At 49.9% G+C, this 14,264-nt stretch carries 13 protein-coding genes; 8 read left to right on the forward strand and 5 right to left on the reverse strand.

Annotated features, from left to right (window positions below):
* The first annotated feature begins 123 nt into the window (after positions 1–123).
* Positions 124–1,575, forward strand: coding sequence for a glutamate--tRNA ligase (gene gltX / locus IQE94_RS11965; RefSeq protein ID WP_212718617.1), 1,452 nt, complete (start codon positions 124–126; stop codon positions 1,573–1,575).
* 120 nt (positions 1,576–1,695) lie between these two features.
* On the opposite strand, the gene IQE94_RS11970 is transcribed toward gltX, so the two are convergent.
* On the reverse strand, positions 1,696–1,923 hold the full coding sequence (locus IQE94_RS11970) for a hypothetical protein (RefSeq protein WP_212718619.1): 228 nt from the start codon (positions 1,921–1,923) through the stop codon (positions 1,696–1,698).
* A 103-nt stretch (positions 1,924–2,026) separates the two neighbouring features.
* The gene (locus IQE94_RS11975) at positions 2,027–2,443 is read right to left on the reverse strand and encodes a thioesterase family protein (RefSeq protein ID WP_223342023.1); all 417 of its coding nucleotides are present in this window, start codon (positions 2,441–2,443) and stop codon (positions 2,027–2,029) included.
* Positions 2,444–2,680: 237 nt separating this feature from the next.
* Here IQE94_RS11975 and IQE94_RS11980 point away from each other — a divergent pair, with 237 nt between their 5' ends.
* The 5 genes from IQE94_RS11980 to IQE94_RS12000 all read left to right on the forward strand — a co-directional run bounded on the left by IQE94_RS11980 (position 2,681) and on the right by IQE94_RS12000 (position 8,244).
* Entirely contained in the window at positions 2,681–4,201 is a 1,521-nt protein-coding gene (locus tag IQE94_RS11980; RefSeq protein ID WP_212718623.1) for an efflux RND transporter periplasmic adaptor subunit, read from the forward strand.
* 378 nt (positions 4,202–4,579) lie between these two features.
* Positions 4,580–6,559 carry an ABC transporter ATP-binding protein/permease gene (locus IQE94_RS11985; RefSeq protein WP_223342024.1) on the forward strand — a complete coding sequence of 660 codons (1,980 nt, stop codon included), beginning with the start codon at positions 4,580–4,582 and terminating at the stop codon, positions 6,557–6,559.
* Between the two features lie 105 nt (positions 6,560–6,664).
* Positions 6,665–6,841 carry an NAD(P)H dehydrogenase subunit NdhS gene (locus IQE94_RS11990; protein WP_212718639.1) on the forward strand — a complete coding sequence of 59 codons (177 nt, stop codon included), beginning with the start codon at positions 6,665–6,667 and terminating at the stop codon, positions 6,839–6,841.
* Between the two features lie 132 nt (positions 6,842–6,973).
* Positions 6,974–7,753 (forward strand): pentapeptide repeat-containing protein, encoded by a 780-nt coding sequence (locus tag IQE94_RS11995; RefSeq protein ID WP_212718641.1) that lies wholly within the window; start codon positions 6,974–6,976, stop codon positions 7,751–7,753.
* A gap of 197 nt (positions 7,754–7,950) precedes the next feature.
* Positions 7,951–8,244, forward strand: coding sequence for a YggT family protein (locus IQE94_RS12000; protein WP_162329697.1), 294 nt, complete (start codon positions 7,951–7,953; stop codon positions 8,242–8,244).
* A gap of 76 nt (positions 8,245–8,320) precedes the next feature.
* On the opposite strand, the gene IQE94_RS12005 is transcribed toward IQE94_RS12000, so the two are convergent.
* Positions 8,321–9,226 (reverse strand): CoB--CoM heterodisulfide reductase iron-sulfur subunit B family protein, encoded by a 906-nt coding sequence (locus IQE94_RS12005; protein WP_212718644.1) that lies wholly within the window; start codon positions 9,224–9,226, stop codon positions 8,321–8,323.
* 135 nt (positions 9,227–9,361) lie between these two features.
* Complete coding sequence (locus tag IQE94_RS12010; protein ID WP_212718646.1) at positions 9,362–10,075, reverse strand: FHA domain-containing protein; 714 nt, start codon at positions 10,073–10,075, stop codon at positions 9,362–9,364.
* A gap of 170 nt (positions 10,076–10,245) precedes the next feature.
* On the opposite strand from IQE94_RS12010, the gene sigC reads away from it, so the two are divergent.
* Positions 10,246–11,460 carry an RNA polymerase sigma factor SigC gene (gene sigC / locus IQE94_RS12015; RefSeq protein WP_223342025.1) on the forward strand — a complete coding sequence of 405 codons (1,215 nt, stop codon included), beginning with the start codon at positions 10,246–10,248 and terminating at the stop codon, positions 11,458–11,460.
* Between the two features lies 1 nt (position 11,461).
* On the opposite strand, the gene egtC is transcribed toward sigC, so the two are convergent.
* Entirely contained in the window at positions 11,462–12,292 is an 831-nt protein-coding gene (egtC, locus tag IQE94_RS12020) for an ergothioneine biosynthesis protein EgtC (RefSeq protein ID WP_223342026.1), read from the reverse strand.
* Between the two features lie 635 nt (positions 12,293–12,927).
* Here egtC and IQE94_RS12025 point away from each other — a divergent pair.
* Positions 12,928–14,187, forward strand: coding sequence for a DUF4912 domain-containing protein (locus IQE94_RS12025; protein ID WP_212718658.1), 1,260 nt, complete (start codon positions 12,928–12,930; stop codon positions 14,185–14,187).
* Positions 14,188–14,264: the final 77 nt, after the last annotated feature.

The following is a 14,264-nucleotide window of genomic DNA, read 5'->3' on the forward strand; positions in this document are numbered from 1 at the left end:
TCCCATCACCAAGGAAAATTGGCCATGGAGTTTAACTCCCGCCACCCTCCCACCATCAATGGGTGCAAAGCTTTGGGGTAGGATGAATAACCGCCCAGAAAATTATTGCAACGAGGAAAACCTGTGACTGTCCGTGTCCGCATTGCCCCCAGTCCCACCGGAAATCTCCACATTGGGACTGCCCGCACCGCCGTTTTTAATTGGTTGTTTGCCCGCCACACCGGAGGCACTTTTATTCTGCGGGTGGAGGACACGGATTTGGAGCGCTCCAAGCCGGAATACACGGAAAATATTCAGTCGGGACTGCAATGGTTGGGCCTGAATTGGGATGAGGGGCCTTTTTTCCAAACCCAACGGCTGGATCATTACCGCCAAGCGATCCAAAAGTTGTTGGACCAGGGCCTAGCCTACCGCTGTTACTGCACCAGTGAAGAATTGGAGCAAATGCGGGAAGCCCAAAAGGCCAATAACCAAGCTCCCCGTTACGATAATCGCCATCGTAATTTAAGCCCGGAACAGGAAGCGGCTTTTCTCGCGGAAGGTCGCCAGCCGGTGATTCGTTTTCGCATTGACGACGATCGCCAGATTATTTGGCAGGATCAAATCCGGGGACAGATGGTTTGGCAGGGCAGTGATCTGGGGGGAGATATGGTCATTGCCCGGACACCGGAAAAAGCTGAGGATGGCTTTGGCCAACCCCTGTATAACCTGGCCGTGGTGGTGGACGACATTGACATGGCCATTACCCACGTGATCCGGGGGGAAGACCACATTGCCAATACTGCTAAGCAAATTTTGCTTTACGAAGCCCTGGGCGCAACGGTGCCTACCTTTGCCCACACGCCGTTAATTTTGAACCAGGAAGGCAAAAAATTATCCAAACGAGATGGGGTAACTTCCATTGATGATTTTCGCTCCATGGGTTTTCTGCCCCAGGCGATCGCCAATTATATGTGCTTGCTGGGCTGGACTCCCCCGGATTCGACCCAGGAAATTTTTACTTTGGCAGAAGCGGCGGAGCAGTTCAGTTTGGAGCGGGTTAACAAGGCTGGGGCTAAGTTTGATTGGCAAAAATTGGATTGGATCAACAGCCAATATCTCCACGCTTTACCGGCGGCGGAATTAATGCCCCTATTGATTCCCTACTTAGAAGCCGGGGGTTATCAAGTTGATCTAGAAAAAGATCAAGCTTGGTTGGAAAGTTTGGCCAGCCTAATTGGCCCTAGTTTAACTAGGCTCACCGATGCGGCCACAGAAAGTCAGTTACTCTTTGGCGATCGCCTAGACCTCAAAGAAGATGGACAAAAACAATTGGCTGTGGAAGGGGCTAAAGCGGTGTTAGAAGCGGCGTTAACCTTTAGTCAGAATATGCCTGAGTTAACCTTGGATGAAGCCAAAGGGGAAATTAATCGTTTGACCAAAGAATTGGGTCTGAAAAAAGGCGTGGTGATGAAATCCCTCCGGGCTGGGCTGATGGGCACAGTGCAGGGGCCGGATCTATTGCAATCCTGGTTATTACTACACCAAAAGGGCTGGGCCACAACCCGTCTTAACCAGGCGATCGCCCAAGGATAAACCAGAGACCGGCTCCACTACGACAAACTAGGGCAGATCTCCCCGACGCGTTTCCCACACTTTAGTTTTGATTAGGGGGATCAAGAGGATAGGGGAAAAAGCGGCTAGTGTCGTGCCAATTCACCGCGAAGCTGGGGGAGGCAAATTAAAATTTGACCAATAGTCCTTCAGCCCCTGTGGTTGAGCATTGTTGCTTTTTTGAACGTCGCCACCGAAGAAATCATCTTTTTGTTCCTTTGTTTCCTCTTGCCTCTCCCGATCCTGGGTAGCAACGCGCCATTGTCCCGTATCAGGGTCCCGGTAGGCCGTGTAAGGGGAAGGTCGCAACGGTTGGGAGGATATTTTCACGGATACTGCTCAAAGCGTAGACGATCGCCAGATCGCCAGGCAAAGTCTCACCAAATTCAAGTCTAATGCTTCCATCTAGTTTGACAATGACCAAAGTCACCCCTCAATGGTGATCTACGTCACCGATCGCCCCTTGCCAAGCGGGAGGTAATGGCGCTTTTTTCCTAGCTGGCAAGGCAATGCAGACGTGGTGGGTTTGGGCCCGGGCCACCACTTGCAAAGATTCTGCCTGGCTGATCTGATAATCACAGCAAAAGCGATGGGCACTGGCCTGGGTAATGGTCAATTTCACCACCAGGCGATCGCCACAGTAGGCAGGGGAGACAAAATCAATGCTTGCACGAACCAGGGGTATGGCCAGATCCCCGGCACTAATCACTTTTTGTAAAGACAAATTTTCTGCCATGAGCCAGCTTTCATAGGCTTCGTGGCACATCTGCAAAAACTGATTGAAATAAACCACCCCGGCCCCATCAGTATTCCCTAGGTAAACCCGTCGTTCATAGGTAAATGTCGCCATAGTTTAGTCGATTTCTGTAGACTCTCACCCAATTCTGGAACTGCCTTCCCGAGTCCGTAGTCTAGTCCACCGGGGAGCTAGCAACAATTGCCAGAAATATTAAGAATTGTGAGCTCATCAATCCCTGAATTAGTGGATAGAATAACCTTAACTGACCGTTCTTACCGGCTTTTCTCGGCTAGTTCGTTTAACTAAGTGACTGTTCCCGTTGCGTTGTTTTTCGGCTTTTAAATTTCCATGGTTAAAAAACGCTCCCAGTTCCCCATGCTCAGCTCAATGGTGGCCCTTGCCCTGCTCAACACAGCCTGTGGAGGGGATAAGCCAGGGGCCAGTGCTCCCAAAGCCATTCCAGTGCAGTTGCAAACCCTAGAAACTAGCTCCGTGACTGACAGTAATGAATTTGTCGGTAACCTGGTGGCAACCAAATTTGTCGAGCTAGCACCCAAAATCGACGGACGTATTTTAAGGATTTATGCCCAGTGGGGGCAGCAGGTGAATGAAGGGGATCCCATTCTACTCCTGGAACCCACCCAGCAACAGGAAAATGTCAATGCTGCCGTGGGTAATCTCAACATCCAGCGGTCCAATTTTCAGGTCAGTGAAGCTAATCTTCGCACCTCCGAATCGGAAAGGGATGCAGCCCAGTCCTTTGTTACTACCCAAGAGGCTAATCTCGCCCGGGCGATCGCCGATTTAGCCAATTCCCAGGAGGTATTAAAAACCAGAGAAGCGGATTTAAAGCGAGCCCAAGCTAATCTGAATTTGGCCCAAATTAACTTTAAACGGTCTCAATTCCTGGTGGAAACGGGAGTACAACCCCAACAGGATTTGGACAATCGCACCACCCAACTGGAAGATGCCAAAGCTAACACCGAAGCGGCTCAAAAAACAGTCCAAGCGGCCAAAGCTACCGTTCAAGCTAACCAGTCCAGCGTCTCTGCCTCCAGATCCGCCGTGCAACAGGCCAAAGATAATTACCAAGCCGCCGTGCAAAGGGTGAACGCTTCCCGAGCTACTGTCAGCTCCCAAAAAGGCGCGATTGAACAGGCCCAGGGCCAACTTGGCGCTACCTCCCAGGAATTAATCTACAACAGAGTTTTGGCCCCGGTTAGTGGTGTTGTCGGTAACTTACCGTTGCAGATTGGCGATTTTGTCCGCACGGGGCAGAGCTTCACCACCATCACCAACAACACAGAATTTGAGCTGGACATCAACGTACCAGTGGAGCGATACAACGATCTACGCATCGGCCTGCCAGTGGAAATTGTCCGTAGTGATGGCCAAGCAGGGGAAGTGGGGCGCATCAGCTTTATTTCCCCCACCGCCAACCGCAGTGACCAGTCCATCCTCGCTAAGGTGATTTTCAAAAATGACGGGAGCCTCCGCAATAACCAGTACGTCCGGGTCAGAATTATTTGGGACCGCCAGCCTGGCTTTTTGATCCCCACCACAGCGGTTACTTCCATCGGTGCCCAGCAGTTTATTTTTGTTGCCCAACCGAAAAATGCCCAGGGTGACAGTAAAGAAGGCACCAGCAGCATGGAATTGGTAGCGAGACAAACCCCGGTGGTTTTAGGCGGTATCCAGGGGCAATCCTACCAAGTCATTTCTGGAGTTAAGGCCGGTGAACGGGTGGCGGTATCAAGAATTTTGGAATTGCGGGATGGCATGGCCATTGAGCCCGCTAGTGCGGCTACCCCTTCCAGTAACAGCGGCAGTGGTGCTGGGGCCGACAACAAACAGAAACAGCAATCCTAATCCTCTTCCTAGTGCTCCGTTGACATTGAATTTAAAGCTAAATTCCATCCTTCTCTGGTGATGATGCCTAGTAATTGACGAAAAATTGCTGGGAAGAGCCCTGTGGGGAACTGTAAGATAGTCAGTGGCCCTGAGTGGTTGCCATAGTTGATTTTTTGGATCTGAGAGCCTGTTTCAAAAGTTGAGTTTTAGCTGTTTAATCCCCAATCCCCCCTAGCCCCCTTTGGGAAGAGGGGAACTGTTACAAAAATCCTACTTTTAAGCCGGAGCTTTAGTGAGGAGATTCAGGGGGATAAATACCTAGCCTTACACTTTTCAAACACTTTCTAAGAAAAGTATCCATCAGCATCAAAATCTTTTGCTATTGACCAAATTTCCATGACCCAAGCCCAAGCCAAGCGTTTTCAGTTTGACCGCCAACTGTGGCACCGCTTTGTTGAAACAGCCCAGCCCTATTTTTATCCCGTCGGGCAAAAGCAAACTCGGATTTTTCTGATTCTGATCCTGGCCCTGATGGTGGTGGTGGTGGCCTTGACCCTATTTTTATCCATGGGGTTGACCCTCTGGGCCACGGCGATTTTTCCCGATTTTTTTGCTAAATCCGGTAAGGGCTTGGTGGATGGGGTGCAAAGTCTGATCAACTCCCCAGCTCCCTGGATTGGTTTAGGGGCCTTAGCCCTAGCGGGGGCAGTTTTTGCCAGCCAGAGACAAAAGCTACAACAACGATGGCTCCAGTGGCTATTGTTAGGCATACTGCTATCGTTACTATTTATTGTCAACGGCTTAAACGTTATTTTAAGTTTCGTTTTTCGCTTTATTGATACAGCTTTAAATGGCAAAGATGGGGAAGTATTTTGGCAATTTCTCTGGATCTATGGCATCGTTATTGTGGTGGCTATTCCCATCATTGTTGCCTATCGTTACCTACGACAAAAGTTGGGAGTACTCTGGCGGGAATGGCTCACAGAACATTTTCTGGGTCGTTACTTTAAGGGGCGCTCTTACTATCACTTAGATTCCAATTCTGCCTATACATTAATTGACAATCCAGACCAAAGGATAACCCAAGATATTCAATCTTTTACTGGGGTTACTCTAGACTTTTTACTGGATATTCTTGATTCCATTCTCACCCTAATTTCCTTCACTGCCATACTCTATAGCATTTCCCAAACCTTGATGTGGGGACTAATTGCCTATGCGACTTTCGGTACGGTGGCGGCGATCGCCATTGGTACCAGGTTAATTCGCATTAACTATGAACAATTGCGATTGGAAGCTAATTTTCGTTACGGTTTGGTTCGGGTGCGGGATAACGCCGAATCCATTGCTTTTTACCGGGGGGAAAGGCTAGAACGGAAACAAGTTACGGAGCGTTTGCTGGGGGCAATTAGAAATTTTAATCTCTTAATTATTTGGCAGGCCCTAATCAGCTTATTTCAACTGGGCTATAACTATTTCACCCGGTTAATTCCCTATATCATTATTGCTCCTCTTTACCTTGCGGGAGACTTGGATTTCGGGGCGATCGCCCAGGCTAGTTTGGCATTTGGCATGGTGCTTTCTGCCCTATCTTTAGTCACTAACCAGATTCAAAATATTACTGAATTTGCCGCCAGCATTAACCGTTTAGGGGAATTTTACGATGCCCTAAACGGCCCCGGCCATGACCGAGAAAGCTCCCCTAGTGCCATGGTTGACCACATTACCACCCACCTTGGCCCCACCGTCAGTCTGGATAACGTCACCCTTTCTCCCCCCCATTCCCCAAGGGTTTTGGTGCGTAATTTATCCCTGGCGGTAGCTCCGGGCAACCATTTGTTAATCATGGGTCCCAGCGGCAGTGGCAAAAGTTCTCTCCTCCGGGCGATCGCCGGTTTATGGGACAGCGGCCAAGGCACCATTGAGCGTCCTGAACTGGAAGACCTATTATTCTTACCCCAACGCCCCTATATGATTTTGGGCACCCTGCGGGAACAATTGATTTACCCTAGTTCCCAATCCATAGCGGATGATGATTTTCTCTTGAATACATTAAAAAGAGTCAATCTACCGGACTTAGCCGAGCGTTTTGGCGGTTTGAATAGCCTAGAAAATTGGTCTAGCGTCCTTTCCCTAGGGGAACAACAGCGCATTGCCCTAGCCCGAGTTTTCATCAACCAACCCCGCTACGCCATCCTCGATGAAGCCACCAGCGCCCTGGACGTGGATAACGAGTCAGATTTGTACCATGCTCTGACGGATTTGGGCACCACCTTCATCAGCGTGGGGCATCGGCCTACCCTGCGAAATTTTCACCGGCAATGTCTGGAAGTCCAGGCAGAAGGACAGTGGCAGTTAAGCTCCATCCAAAATTAAATTAACTAAATTAATGCTCAACTATCAAGTTTAACCATGGGCTTGGGGGCAAAAGAAAACCGCCTCCTTTGCTAGAATTGTCCAATCCAAAATCAGGTAGCCATTATGATTTTTCCCGGTGCAACGGTGCGGGTCACCAATGTTGATGATACTTACTATCGCTTTGAAGGCTTAGTCCAACGGGTCAGTGACGGTAAAGCGGCAGTTCTATTTGAAAATGGTAACTGGGACAAATTAGTGACTTTTCGGCTCTCGGAACTGGAGGCGATCAAACCCATCTAGGCATTTTGCTCCCTGCCCTGCCATAGCCCAACTCATCGGTGACCTAGCTGGGGGGATTGGGGGTGGGGACTATCCATATATTTGGCTAGAATGGAGAGCAATTTTGTAGTGAAGTCCCCTCGGCGTTAACCCATGAAGATTCGTCCCTTTCTTGTGGCCCTGGGCCTAACCACCTTTGCTGGCGCCGCCCACGGAGCTAACTTTGAAGATCTGACCCAATTACTGTCCACTAAAAAATGTCCTCTCTGTGATTTACGGGGAGCCGGCCTGGTGATGGTTAACCTTACCCGAGCGGATTTGACGGGGGCGGATTTGTCGGGGGCAAACCTATCGGGGGCCGATCTGACGGGAGCGAATCTTTCCGGCGCCAATTTAACTTCTGCCTCGTTGAACGGGGCCAACCTGTCTGGGGCCAATTTAAACGGAGCGATCACCGACGGCACAGATTTCCGTGAAGCTTATTTTGACCGGGCGACATTTATCAACACTAACCTGGAAACCGCCTATATGCAGGGAGCCCAAGCCGTTCCCAATACGGCCGGCACTCCTCAACTATTCTATGGCTGGGGCCTGTTGGAAACCAGTAAGGGAAACTATCAATCCGCCCTCAAACACTACGACCGAGCCTTGGCCCTGGATCCGGAATTTGCTCCGGGATATTTAGGGCGGGGTTTGACCCTACTGAAAATTGGCAATGAAGCTTCCGCCAAACAAAATGTGGAATATGCTCAGTTATTGTTTGAGGAAAACCAGGATGAGGTGGGGGTTAAAACTTCAGAGCAATTTTTAGAAGATTTGGCCAGTATGCAGGAAGCCCGGCGCAAGGGAGCGGGAAATCCCCAGTTGGATGCCATTGTGCGGGGGGTAGCTTCCATGGCGTTTAAGTATTTACTGCCCCTGGTGGGCCTCTAAGGAGACCAAACTGCAGTTGGCCACGATCGCCAACCCAGGCAGAAAAAACCAGAGCAGTAGTGGCCAATAGGCAGATTATAACCAAGGCTAGATCGTTGCTGCCCTAGATCACCATTTGAAGATTGATCGCCAATTTGCCTACAATCAGATCAGACCTTTTTGTCAAAATCTCGGCCTAGTTGTGGCACAGAACAAATATGAATTATGCGGCGATCGCCGGCCAGGGCTTAGGAATTCTGCTGGCACTGATGACGGTGTTATTTATTTTTCGGATTATTCTCACTTGGTATCCCCAGGTGGAACTGACTAAATGGCCCTGGAAACTCATCGCCCTACCGACGGAACCATTGCTAATTCCCCTGCGTAAATTAGTTCCCCCCATCGGTGGCGTTGACCTAGCCCCCATCCTTTGGGTCTTCATTTGTACTTTTCTAAGGGAAATTCTCATCGGACAACAGGGACTGATCACCATGGCCAGTCGGTTGCAGTAGAGCTGCAGTAAAACTTGAGTAAGACTGAGTTGCGCTCCATTGGCTCCAGGCAAATTTCTAGACCAATCTAGATCAACTAGGCCAGACCAAGCTTGGCTAACACTGGTGCAGTGGAAACCACATGGTGGTCAAGTCCTAGATCTTTGGGATTAATGCCAAGGGCCAAACCCACCAATTGGGGCAGATGTAACACTGGCAAATTTAATGCCTGCCCCAACACCTTACCAATTTCCGGTTGACGGGAATCCAATTGTAGATGGCATAGGGGACAGGGAGTAACCAAACAATCGGCCCCAGCGGCGATCGCCGTTTGTAAATGTCGACCAGCCAGTTGGAAAGATTGGGCCGTGGCATAACTGGAAATAGGCCAACCACAGCATTGGGTGCGACCTTCGTAGTAAATGGGATTAGCCCCTAGGGTAGCAAAGACTTTTTCCAGGGATTGGGGATCAAAAGGATTGGCTTCCGGTAAATTTTCCTGGGCCCGGAGCAGGTAACAGCCATAGAAAGAAGCACAGTTGAGGCCGGCTAAATTTTTCTTCACCCGCTGGGCCAGGGTTTCTAAGCCAAAATCTTGCACCAAAGCCCAGAGTAAATGGGTCACCCGACCGGAACCTCGATAGGGAGCACAGCTTTCTTTTTTTAAATAACCGTTGATTTGCTCCACATAAGCAGGATCATTTTTTTGAGCTTTTTTAAGCCGTTCGTCCACATGGGCAATTACCCCCTGACAGGTACTGCAATGGGTTAATAAAGGCAACTTCAACTGTTCCGCCAAGGCGATATTGCGAGCATTAACGCTATCTTCCAACAGTTGGGAATCTTCCTTAAAGGTGCCGGAACCACAACAGGAAGCTTTTTTTAGTTCCACTAATTTAATGCCCAAAGCTTTGCTCAGGGCGGTGGTGGCCAGGTGCAGTTCCCCACAGGCCCCCTGGGCAACGCAACCGGGAAAGTAGGCATATTCAAGGGCAGTAGTCATGGCGGCGACGGGAAGTGTTCTCTTCTAGGCAGTATATCGTGGGCTTTTGGTCTAGGAACAAAAACCAGCGGTGCCTATTGCTCCCCAACAATGCCCCTAATTCGCTCAATTTCTGGCCCGGTCGACTATCGTAATTCAGCTTTCCGTATCAATGTGGAGTAGATAACCTGCCCCCACCACCGTTTCTAACCATTGTTCGCCAGTAGAGGTTTGGCCAAAGATTTTACGAATTTCCATGGCCAAGCGATCCAGATCCTGTTCGTGGGAACCAAAATCATTCGGGCCCCAAATTGCTGTAATTATTTCCGCCCGGGGGCAAACGATGGCAGTGCCCTGGTTAGCTAAATTTTTACTGGCAATGTGGTGCAACATTTTTCGGACTTGAGGGCGCACATGAACTCTCTGGCGATCGCCATTTTGCACTTGGAAAAGAGTTTGTTGACTAGTGTTAAAAATCCAGGACTTAGAGGGGGAAACCTGAGAACGGAGCACCGCCACCCGCTTGGTTTGACTTGGATCAATAAACTGCAAACGCCAATGGTGAATCCAGATCACATCTTCCGATACCATGGGCAACATCCTTACCCGCTGATGGATCAACTGCAGCCGCTGGCCCTGTCTTTCCACCGTGGTGCCATTGGTGCTCTGGTCGATAATTTGCCACCCTTCCACTTCCCTGGCCAGGACACAGTGGTGAATGCGGGTAATGATGCCATCTTCCTCGGGCAAAACAATATCATTGCACTGAGGCAAACGACCAATGGTATAGCGGGTTTTGATGAGATTAAGCCGTTCCTCTTTGCCGTCGGGGGCTTGAATTTTCAGGTAGGGAATCAGGCCGTCGATCATAGCTTTTTGGAAAGGTTTACAATGGGGGAAACCCGAGATAGAACCAGATTGTCCAGGGAACCCCCAACTGCCATCGGACTAGTTTACTGTGCCGGTGCGGACGAAAAATTAAACAATTAAAGAATGTTACCCTTGACTTAACATCGAGCCCCAGTCACCCCCGGACCTCCATGACTAAACCGAGCAACGATGAGCCGCCACCGACTAATGTACGAAATTTGGAAGCTATGTCGCCACCGGAGGAGGAGGATTTAACGGCAGATTTGCCGGACTTGGCATACACTGCTGTTGCCCATCGTCAGCAATTTAGCACTGATTTAGTGCGCCTTTACCTCCAGGACATTGGACGCATTCCGCTGTTGAAGCGGGACGAAGAGGTGCAGGTGGCCCAGCAGGTGCAAAGCTATCTCCGTCTGGTGGAAATGCAAAATCAGGCCGCAGGATCTGAGCCGGTCATGGAGCAATATCAAACGGCGATCGCCATCCATGATCAATTGTTAGCCCAATTGGGGCATCGTCCTTCCTATGAGCGTTGGGCCAAAACCCTCGGGCAAACCGTAGCGGTTCTCAAGCAAACCCTCAAAACAGGCAAACAACGATGGGCTGAGTTAGCAGGGTTGACGGTGGAAGAATTGGACAAAGTTGAAAAGCAGGGCATTACGGCCAAAGCTCACATGATCAAAGCCAATCTAAGGCTAGTGGTTTCCGTTGCGAAGAAATATCAAAATCGGGGCTTGGAACTTTTAGACCTGATCCAAGAGGGCACCCTGGGGTTGGAGCGGGCGGTGGAAAAATTTGATCCCACCAAGGGTTACCGTTTTAGCACCTATTCCTACTGGTGGATTCGCCAGGGCATCACCAGGGCGATCGCCACCCAGAGTCGCATGATTCGTTTGCCAGTGCATATCACCGAGAAGTTAAACAAAATTAAACGGGCCCAAAGAAAAATTTCCCAAGAAAAGGGCCACACCCCCAAAATAGATGAAGTGGCGGAAGAATTGGGTATGACCCCGGAGCAGGTGCGGGAAGTACTGACCCAAGTGCCCCGTTCCGTCTCTTTGGAGCTAAAAGTTGGCCAGGATAAGGACACGGAGCTGATGGATTTACTCGAAACCGACACCCAGTCACCGGAGGACGAGTTGATGCGAGAAGCTCTCCAGAGTGACATGCAGGAAATTTTGCTAGATTTGACCCCTAGGGAACAGGAAGTGATTGCCCTACGTTTTGGTTTCCAAGACGGTGTGGCGCACTCCCTCTCGGAAATTGGCCGCATCTTGAATTTATCGAGGGAAAGAGTACGACAGATTGAAGCCAAAGCTCTGCAAAAGTTACGCCATCCCCGCCGGCGAGACCGCGTCCGGGACTATTACGAAAATTTGGGTTAGGTCATTGATCTGCTAAAACTTTAACGGCGATCGCCTCTGGACTGTTAATCGCCAAAATACTTTGGGGCGGACAGGCATGCCATTTGGGGTCAGTAAATAGGGGTTCCGAGGCAACAATTACTCCCCCCGGACAGCACTCACTATCAGCCAGCCAATATAAACTCGGTTCCGGTTGACGACTGGCATAACGACAGGCCACAATGCGCTGACCATCGGCCAGGAGAATATTAGCGGAAAAATAAGTGTTATGTTGTCGGGCCAACTCTGCCAACGTTAACAAACTTGCTTCTAGCGCCTCCCCCAAGCTAGTCTTTGCCTCATCGTTATCACCCAGGGAAGCCTGCCTTGACCGTCGGAGATTGTCCAAAATTAGGGCAAAAATATGTTCCGAGTCGGTGGTGCCATGGATGAACTGATAACTAGCATCGCTCAATAAATTGCGTAGGGGACGGTAGAGAGTAGTCCGGAAATTATTGATAAATCCATTGTGGACAAATAAAAGCCCCTCCTCCGTAAAGGGCTGACAATTAGTCAAATCCACTGCCAAAGGCGGCGTTGCACTGCGGACATAACTTACAAAACAACTGGACTGGATATACCGACTCAGGTGGGGAAGATTAATGTCACTCCAAATGGGCAGGACATTCTTGTAGAGATAGGGGCGGGGCTGATGCCCCTGGTCAAACCAACCCAATCCAAAACCATCGGCATTCAACAGCCCCGCTGTCATTTCCTGGGGTTGATAGCTCTGGACAATCAGGGAATGTTCCGGGCGATAAATCAGTTGCTCTGGTCGCAGTGGTTGACCCAGATACCCTAAAAGACGACACATAAAAAATTTTCGATAATCTTGGCAACCCGCTTCAATTCTCCCAACCGAAGGAAAACAAATCACAGTGGTCGCCCATCCTGGATCTTGATGGGGAGCATAGAACCAGCTCAAAAAGCCCTTGAGGGCAAAAAACGGCAAGAAAAAGCCCCTGGGCGTCTTTCCTTGTTTCGACTCCGGGGGCTTCAACTTACTCCTCACACACCTCTAGATAATAACCCCCTCACCCTCCACCCCCATGGGCACTGTGACAGTTAAAAGATTGTCATAATACCTTGGGTGATTGTCAGGAAAAATTGACTTTTTGTGATTTCGTCCCAGGATTGGTGGGGTCGAATCATACAAAACTTCACAGGATAAGTCAGAGTATGATGACACAGGATTTGTCATAATGCCTGGAAATCGTTAGTGGCAGTCGATTTTAAAGTCTTGATCCCCTTGACGTTCCGCCGCCACCCTATGTTACAAAAGGTGAAGCTTGTGATCCCCGTGGAAATTCCTCCGGCGATCGCCCTGATCAAAAATCAACAATGCTCCCCCGGTGTTCACCATTGGAAGTAACTAACCCTGTCCTCTTTCCACGGGCTGATTGTGGAAACCCATAGTATGGACTGTCCCATAAACCCAAAGTAATTGTTATGGCTAAAGAAGACCGACCCTCCCTCGAAGACATGACGCTGCGACAATTACGCCGAGTTGCCAGTGAATGCAATATTTCCCGGTACAGTCGGATGCGTAAATCCCAGCTCCTAGCAGAGGTGGAAAAGGCTCTCAACAAACCTGCCCCTGCACCATTTTCTGTCAAATCCGTTAACCGTCCCCAGGAGGAACAAGCTGTGGAAGCTTCTAAATTTGAACTTGGTCAAGATGATAAAATTGGTGCCCCCCTCACCGCCGTCGATGAAGTTTTGGGAGATTTGCCCGGTGGTTATGGTGAAAGCCGCATTACCCTCATGCCCAGGGATCCCCAGTGGGCCTACGCCTATTGGGATATTCCCAAAGAACATAAGGATTCTCTCCGTAGTCAAGGGGGACAACAGTTGGCCCTACGACTCTACGACGTGACCGACCTGGATTGGCAGACCGCAAGCCCCCACAGCGTCCAGGAATACCTCTGTGATGAATTGGCCCGAGAATGGTATTTGCCCATCCCTGTAAGTGATCGGGATTATGCCCTAGACATTGGTTACCGCACCTTTGATGGTCGCTGGCTCACCCTGGCCCGTTCCACCCCCATTCGCATTCCCCCCGTTTATCCCTCCGATTGGGTAGAAGATGTGTTTGTCACCGTCAACTGGGACGAAGACCTCCAAGGCAAAACCATTTACCAATTGGTGCCCCCCAGCAAGCGTTCTGTGGGAGTTTTCACCGCCGTCTATGACCAAGTGTTTGACATGGCCCAAGGCGCTGAAGCCCTACGTATGGCTGGCTCTCTCTACGGCTCCATGCAGCACATCCCCGGTTCCGTTACCCATGAACAAACCTTAAGCTCCTATGTGTTTCCCTCCGGAGTGGGACTGTGGGCAGCCCCCAATGTTTCTGGCTTAAATATGTCCGGCATTGGCATGGGTTATGGCCTTTCCAGTAGCGAATTTATGGCCTCGGAAGCCCCAATTCGTCCCCGACAATTCTGGTTAGTGGCCGATGCTGAGCTGATTGTTTACGGTGCCACGGAACCCGATGCTACGGTGACCATTGGTGGCCGTCCAATTAAACTCAATGAAGACGGTACCTTCCGTTTCCAAATGTCTTTCCAAGATAGCTTAATCGACTATCCCATCATGGCAGTGGCGGTGGATGGGGAACAAACCCGTAACGTACATATGAAGTTCACCCGGGAGACTCCTTCCCGTAACACCAACACGAAAGAAGAAGCCGTACCGGAATGGTTTAGCTAGACTTCCTTAATTTCCGTTCGTTTTTCGTTATTTGAATTATAAATTCCCCGGCCAAAGGATCTGAGTTATTGCCGTTT

The organism is Synechocystis sp. PCC 7339, from assembly GCF_019924095.1.
Classification (GTDB): Bacteria; Cyanobacteriota; Cyanobacteriia; order Cyanobacteriales; family Microcystaceae; genus Synechocystis.

Coding starts and splice junctions, on each gene's coding strand:
- IQE94_RS12025 (WP_212718658.1), top strand. CDS start 12,928: ATGGCTAAAGAAGACCGACCCTCCCTCGAAGACATGACGCTGCGACAA.
- IQE94_RS11990 (WP_212718639.1), top strand. CDS start 6,665: ATGATTTTTCCCGGTGCAACGGTGCGGGTCACCAATGTTGATGATACT.
- IQE94_RS11995 (WP_212718641.1), top strand. CDS start 6,974: ATGAAGATTCGTCCCTTTCTTGTGGCCCTGGGCCTAACCACCTTTGCT.
- IQE94_RS11975 (WP_223342023.1), bottom strand. CDS start 2,443: ATGGCGACATTTACCTATGAACGACGGGTTTACCTAGGGAATACTGAT.
- sigC (WP_223342025.1), top strand. CDS start 10,246: ATGACTAAACCGAGCAACGATGAGCCGCCACCGACTAATGTACGAAAT.
- IQE94_RS11980 (WP_212718623.1), top strand. CDS start 2,681: ATGGTTAAAAAACGCTCCCAGTTCCCCATGCTCAGCTCAATGGTGGCC.
- egtC (WP_223342026.1), bottom strand. CDS start 12,292: ATGTGTCGTCTTTTAGGGTATCTGGGTCAACCACTGCGACCAGAGCAA.
- IQE94_RS12005 (WP_212718644.1), bottom strand. CDS start 9,226: ATGACTACTGCCCTTGAATATGCCTACTTTCCCGGTTGCGTTGCCCAG.
- IQE94_RS12010 (WP_212718646.1), bottom strand. CDS start 10,075: ATGATCGACGGCCTGATTCCCTACCTGAAAATTCAAGCCCCCGACGGC.
- IQE94_RS11985 (WP_223342024.1), top strand. CDS start 4,580: ATGACCCAAGCCCAAGCCAAGCGTTTTCAGTTTGACCGCCAACTGTGG.
- IQE94_RS12000 (WP_162329697.1), top strand. CDS start 7,951: ATGAATTATGCGGCGATCGCCGGCCAGGGCTTAGGAATTCTGCTGGCA.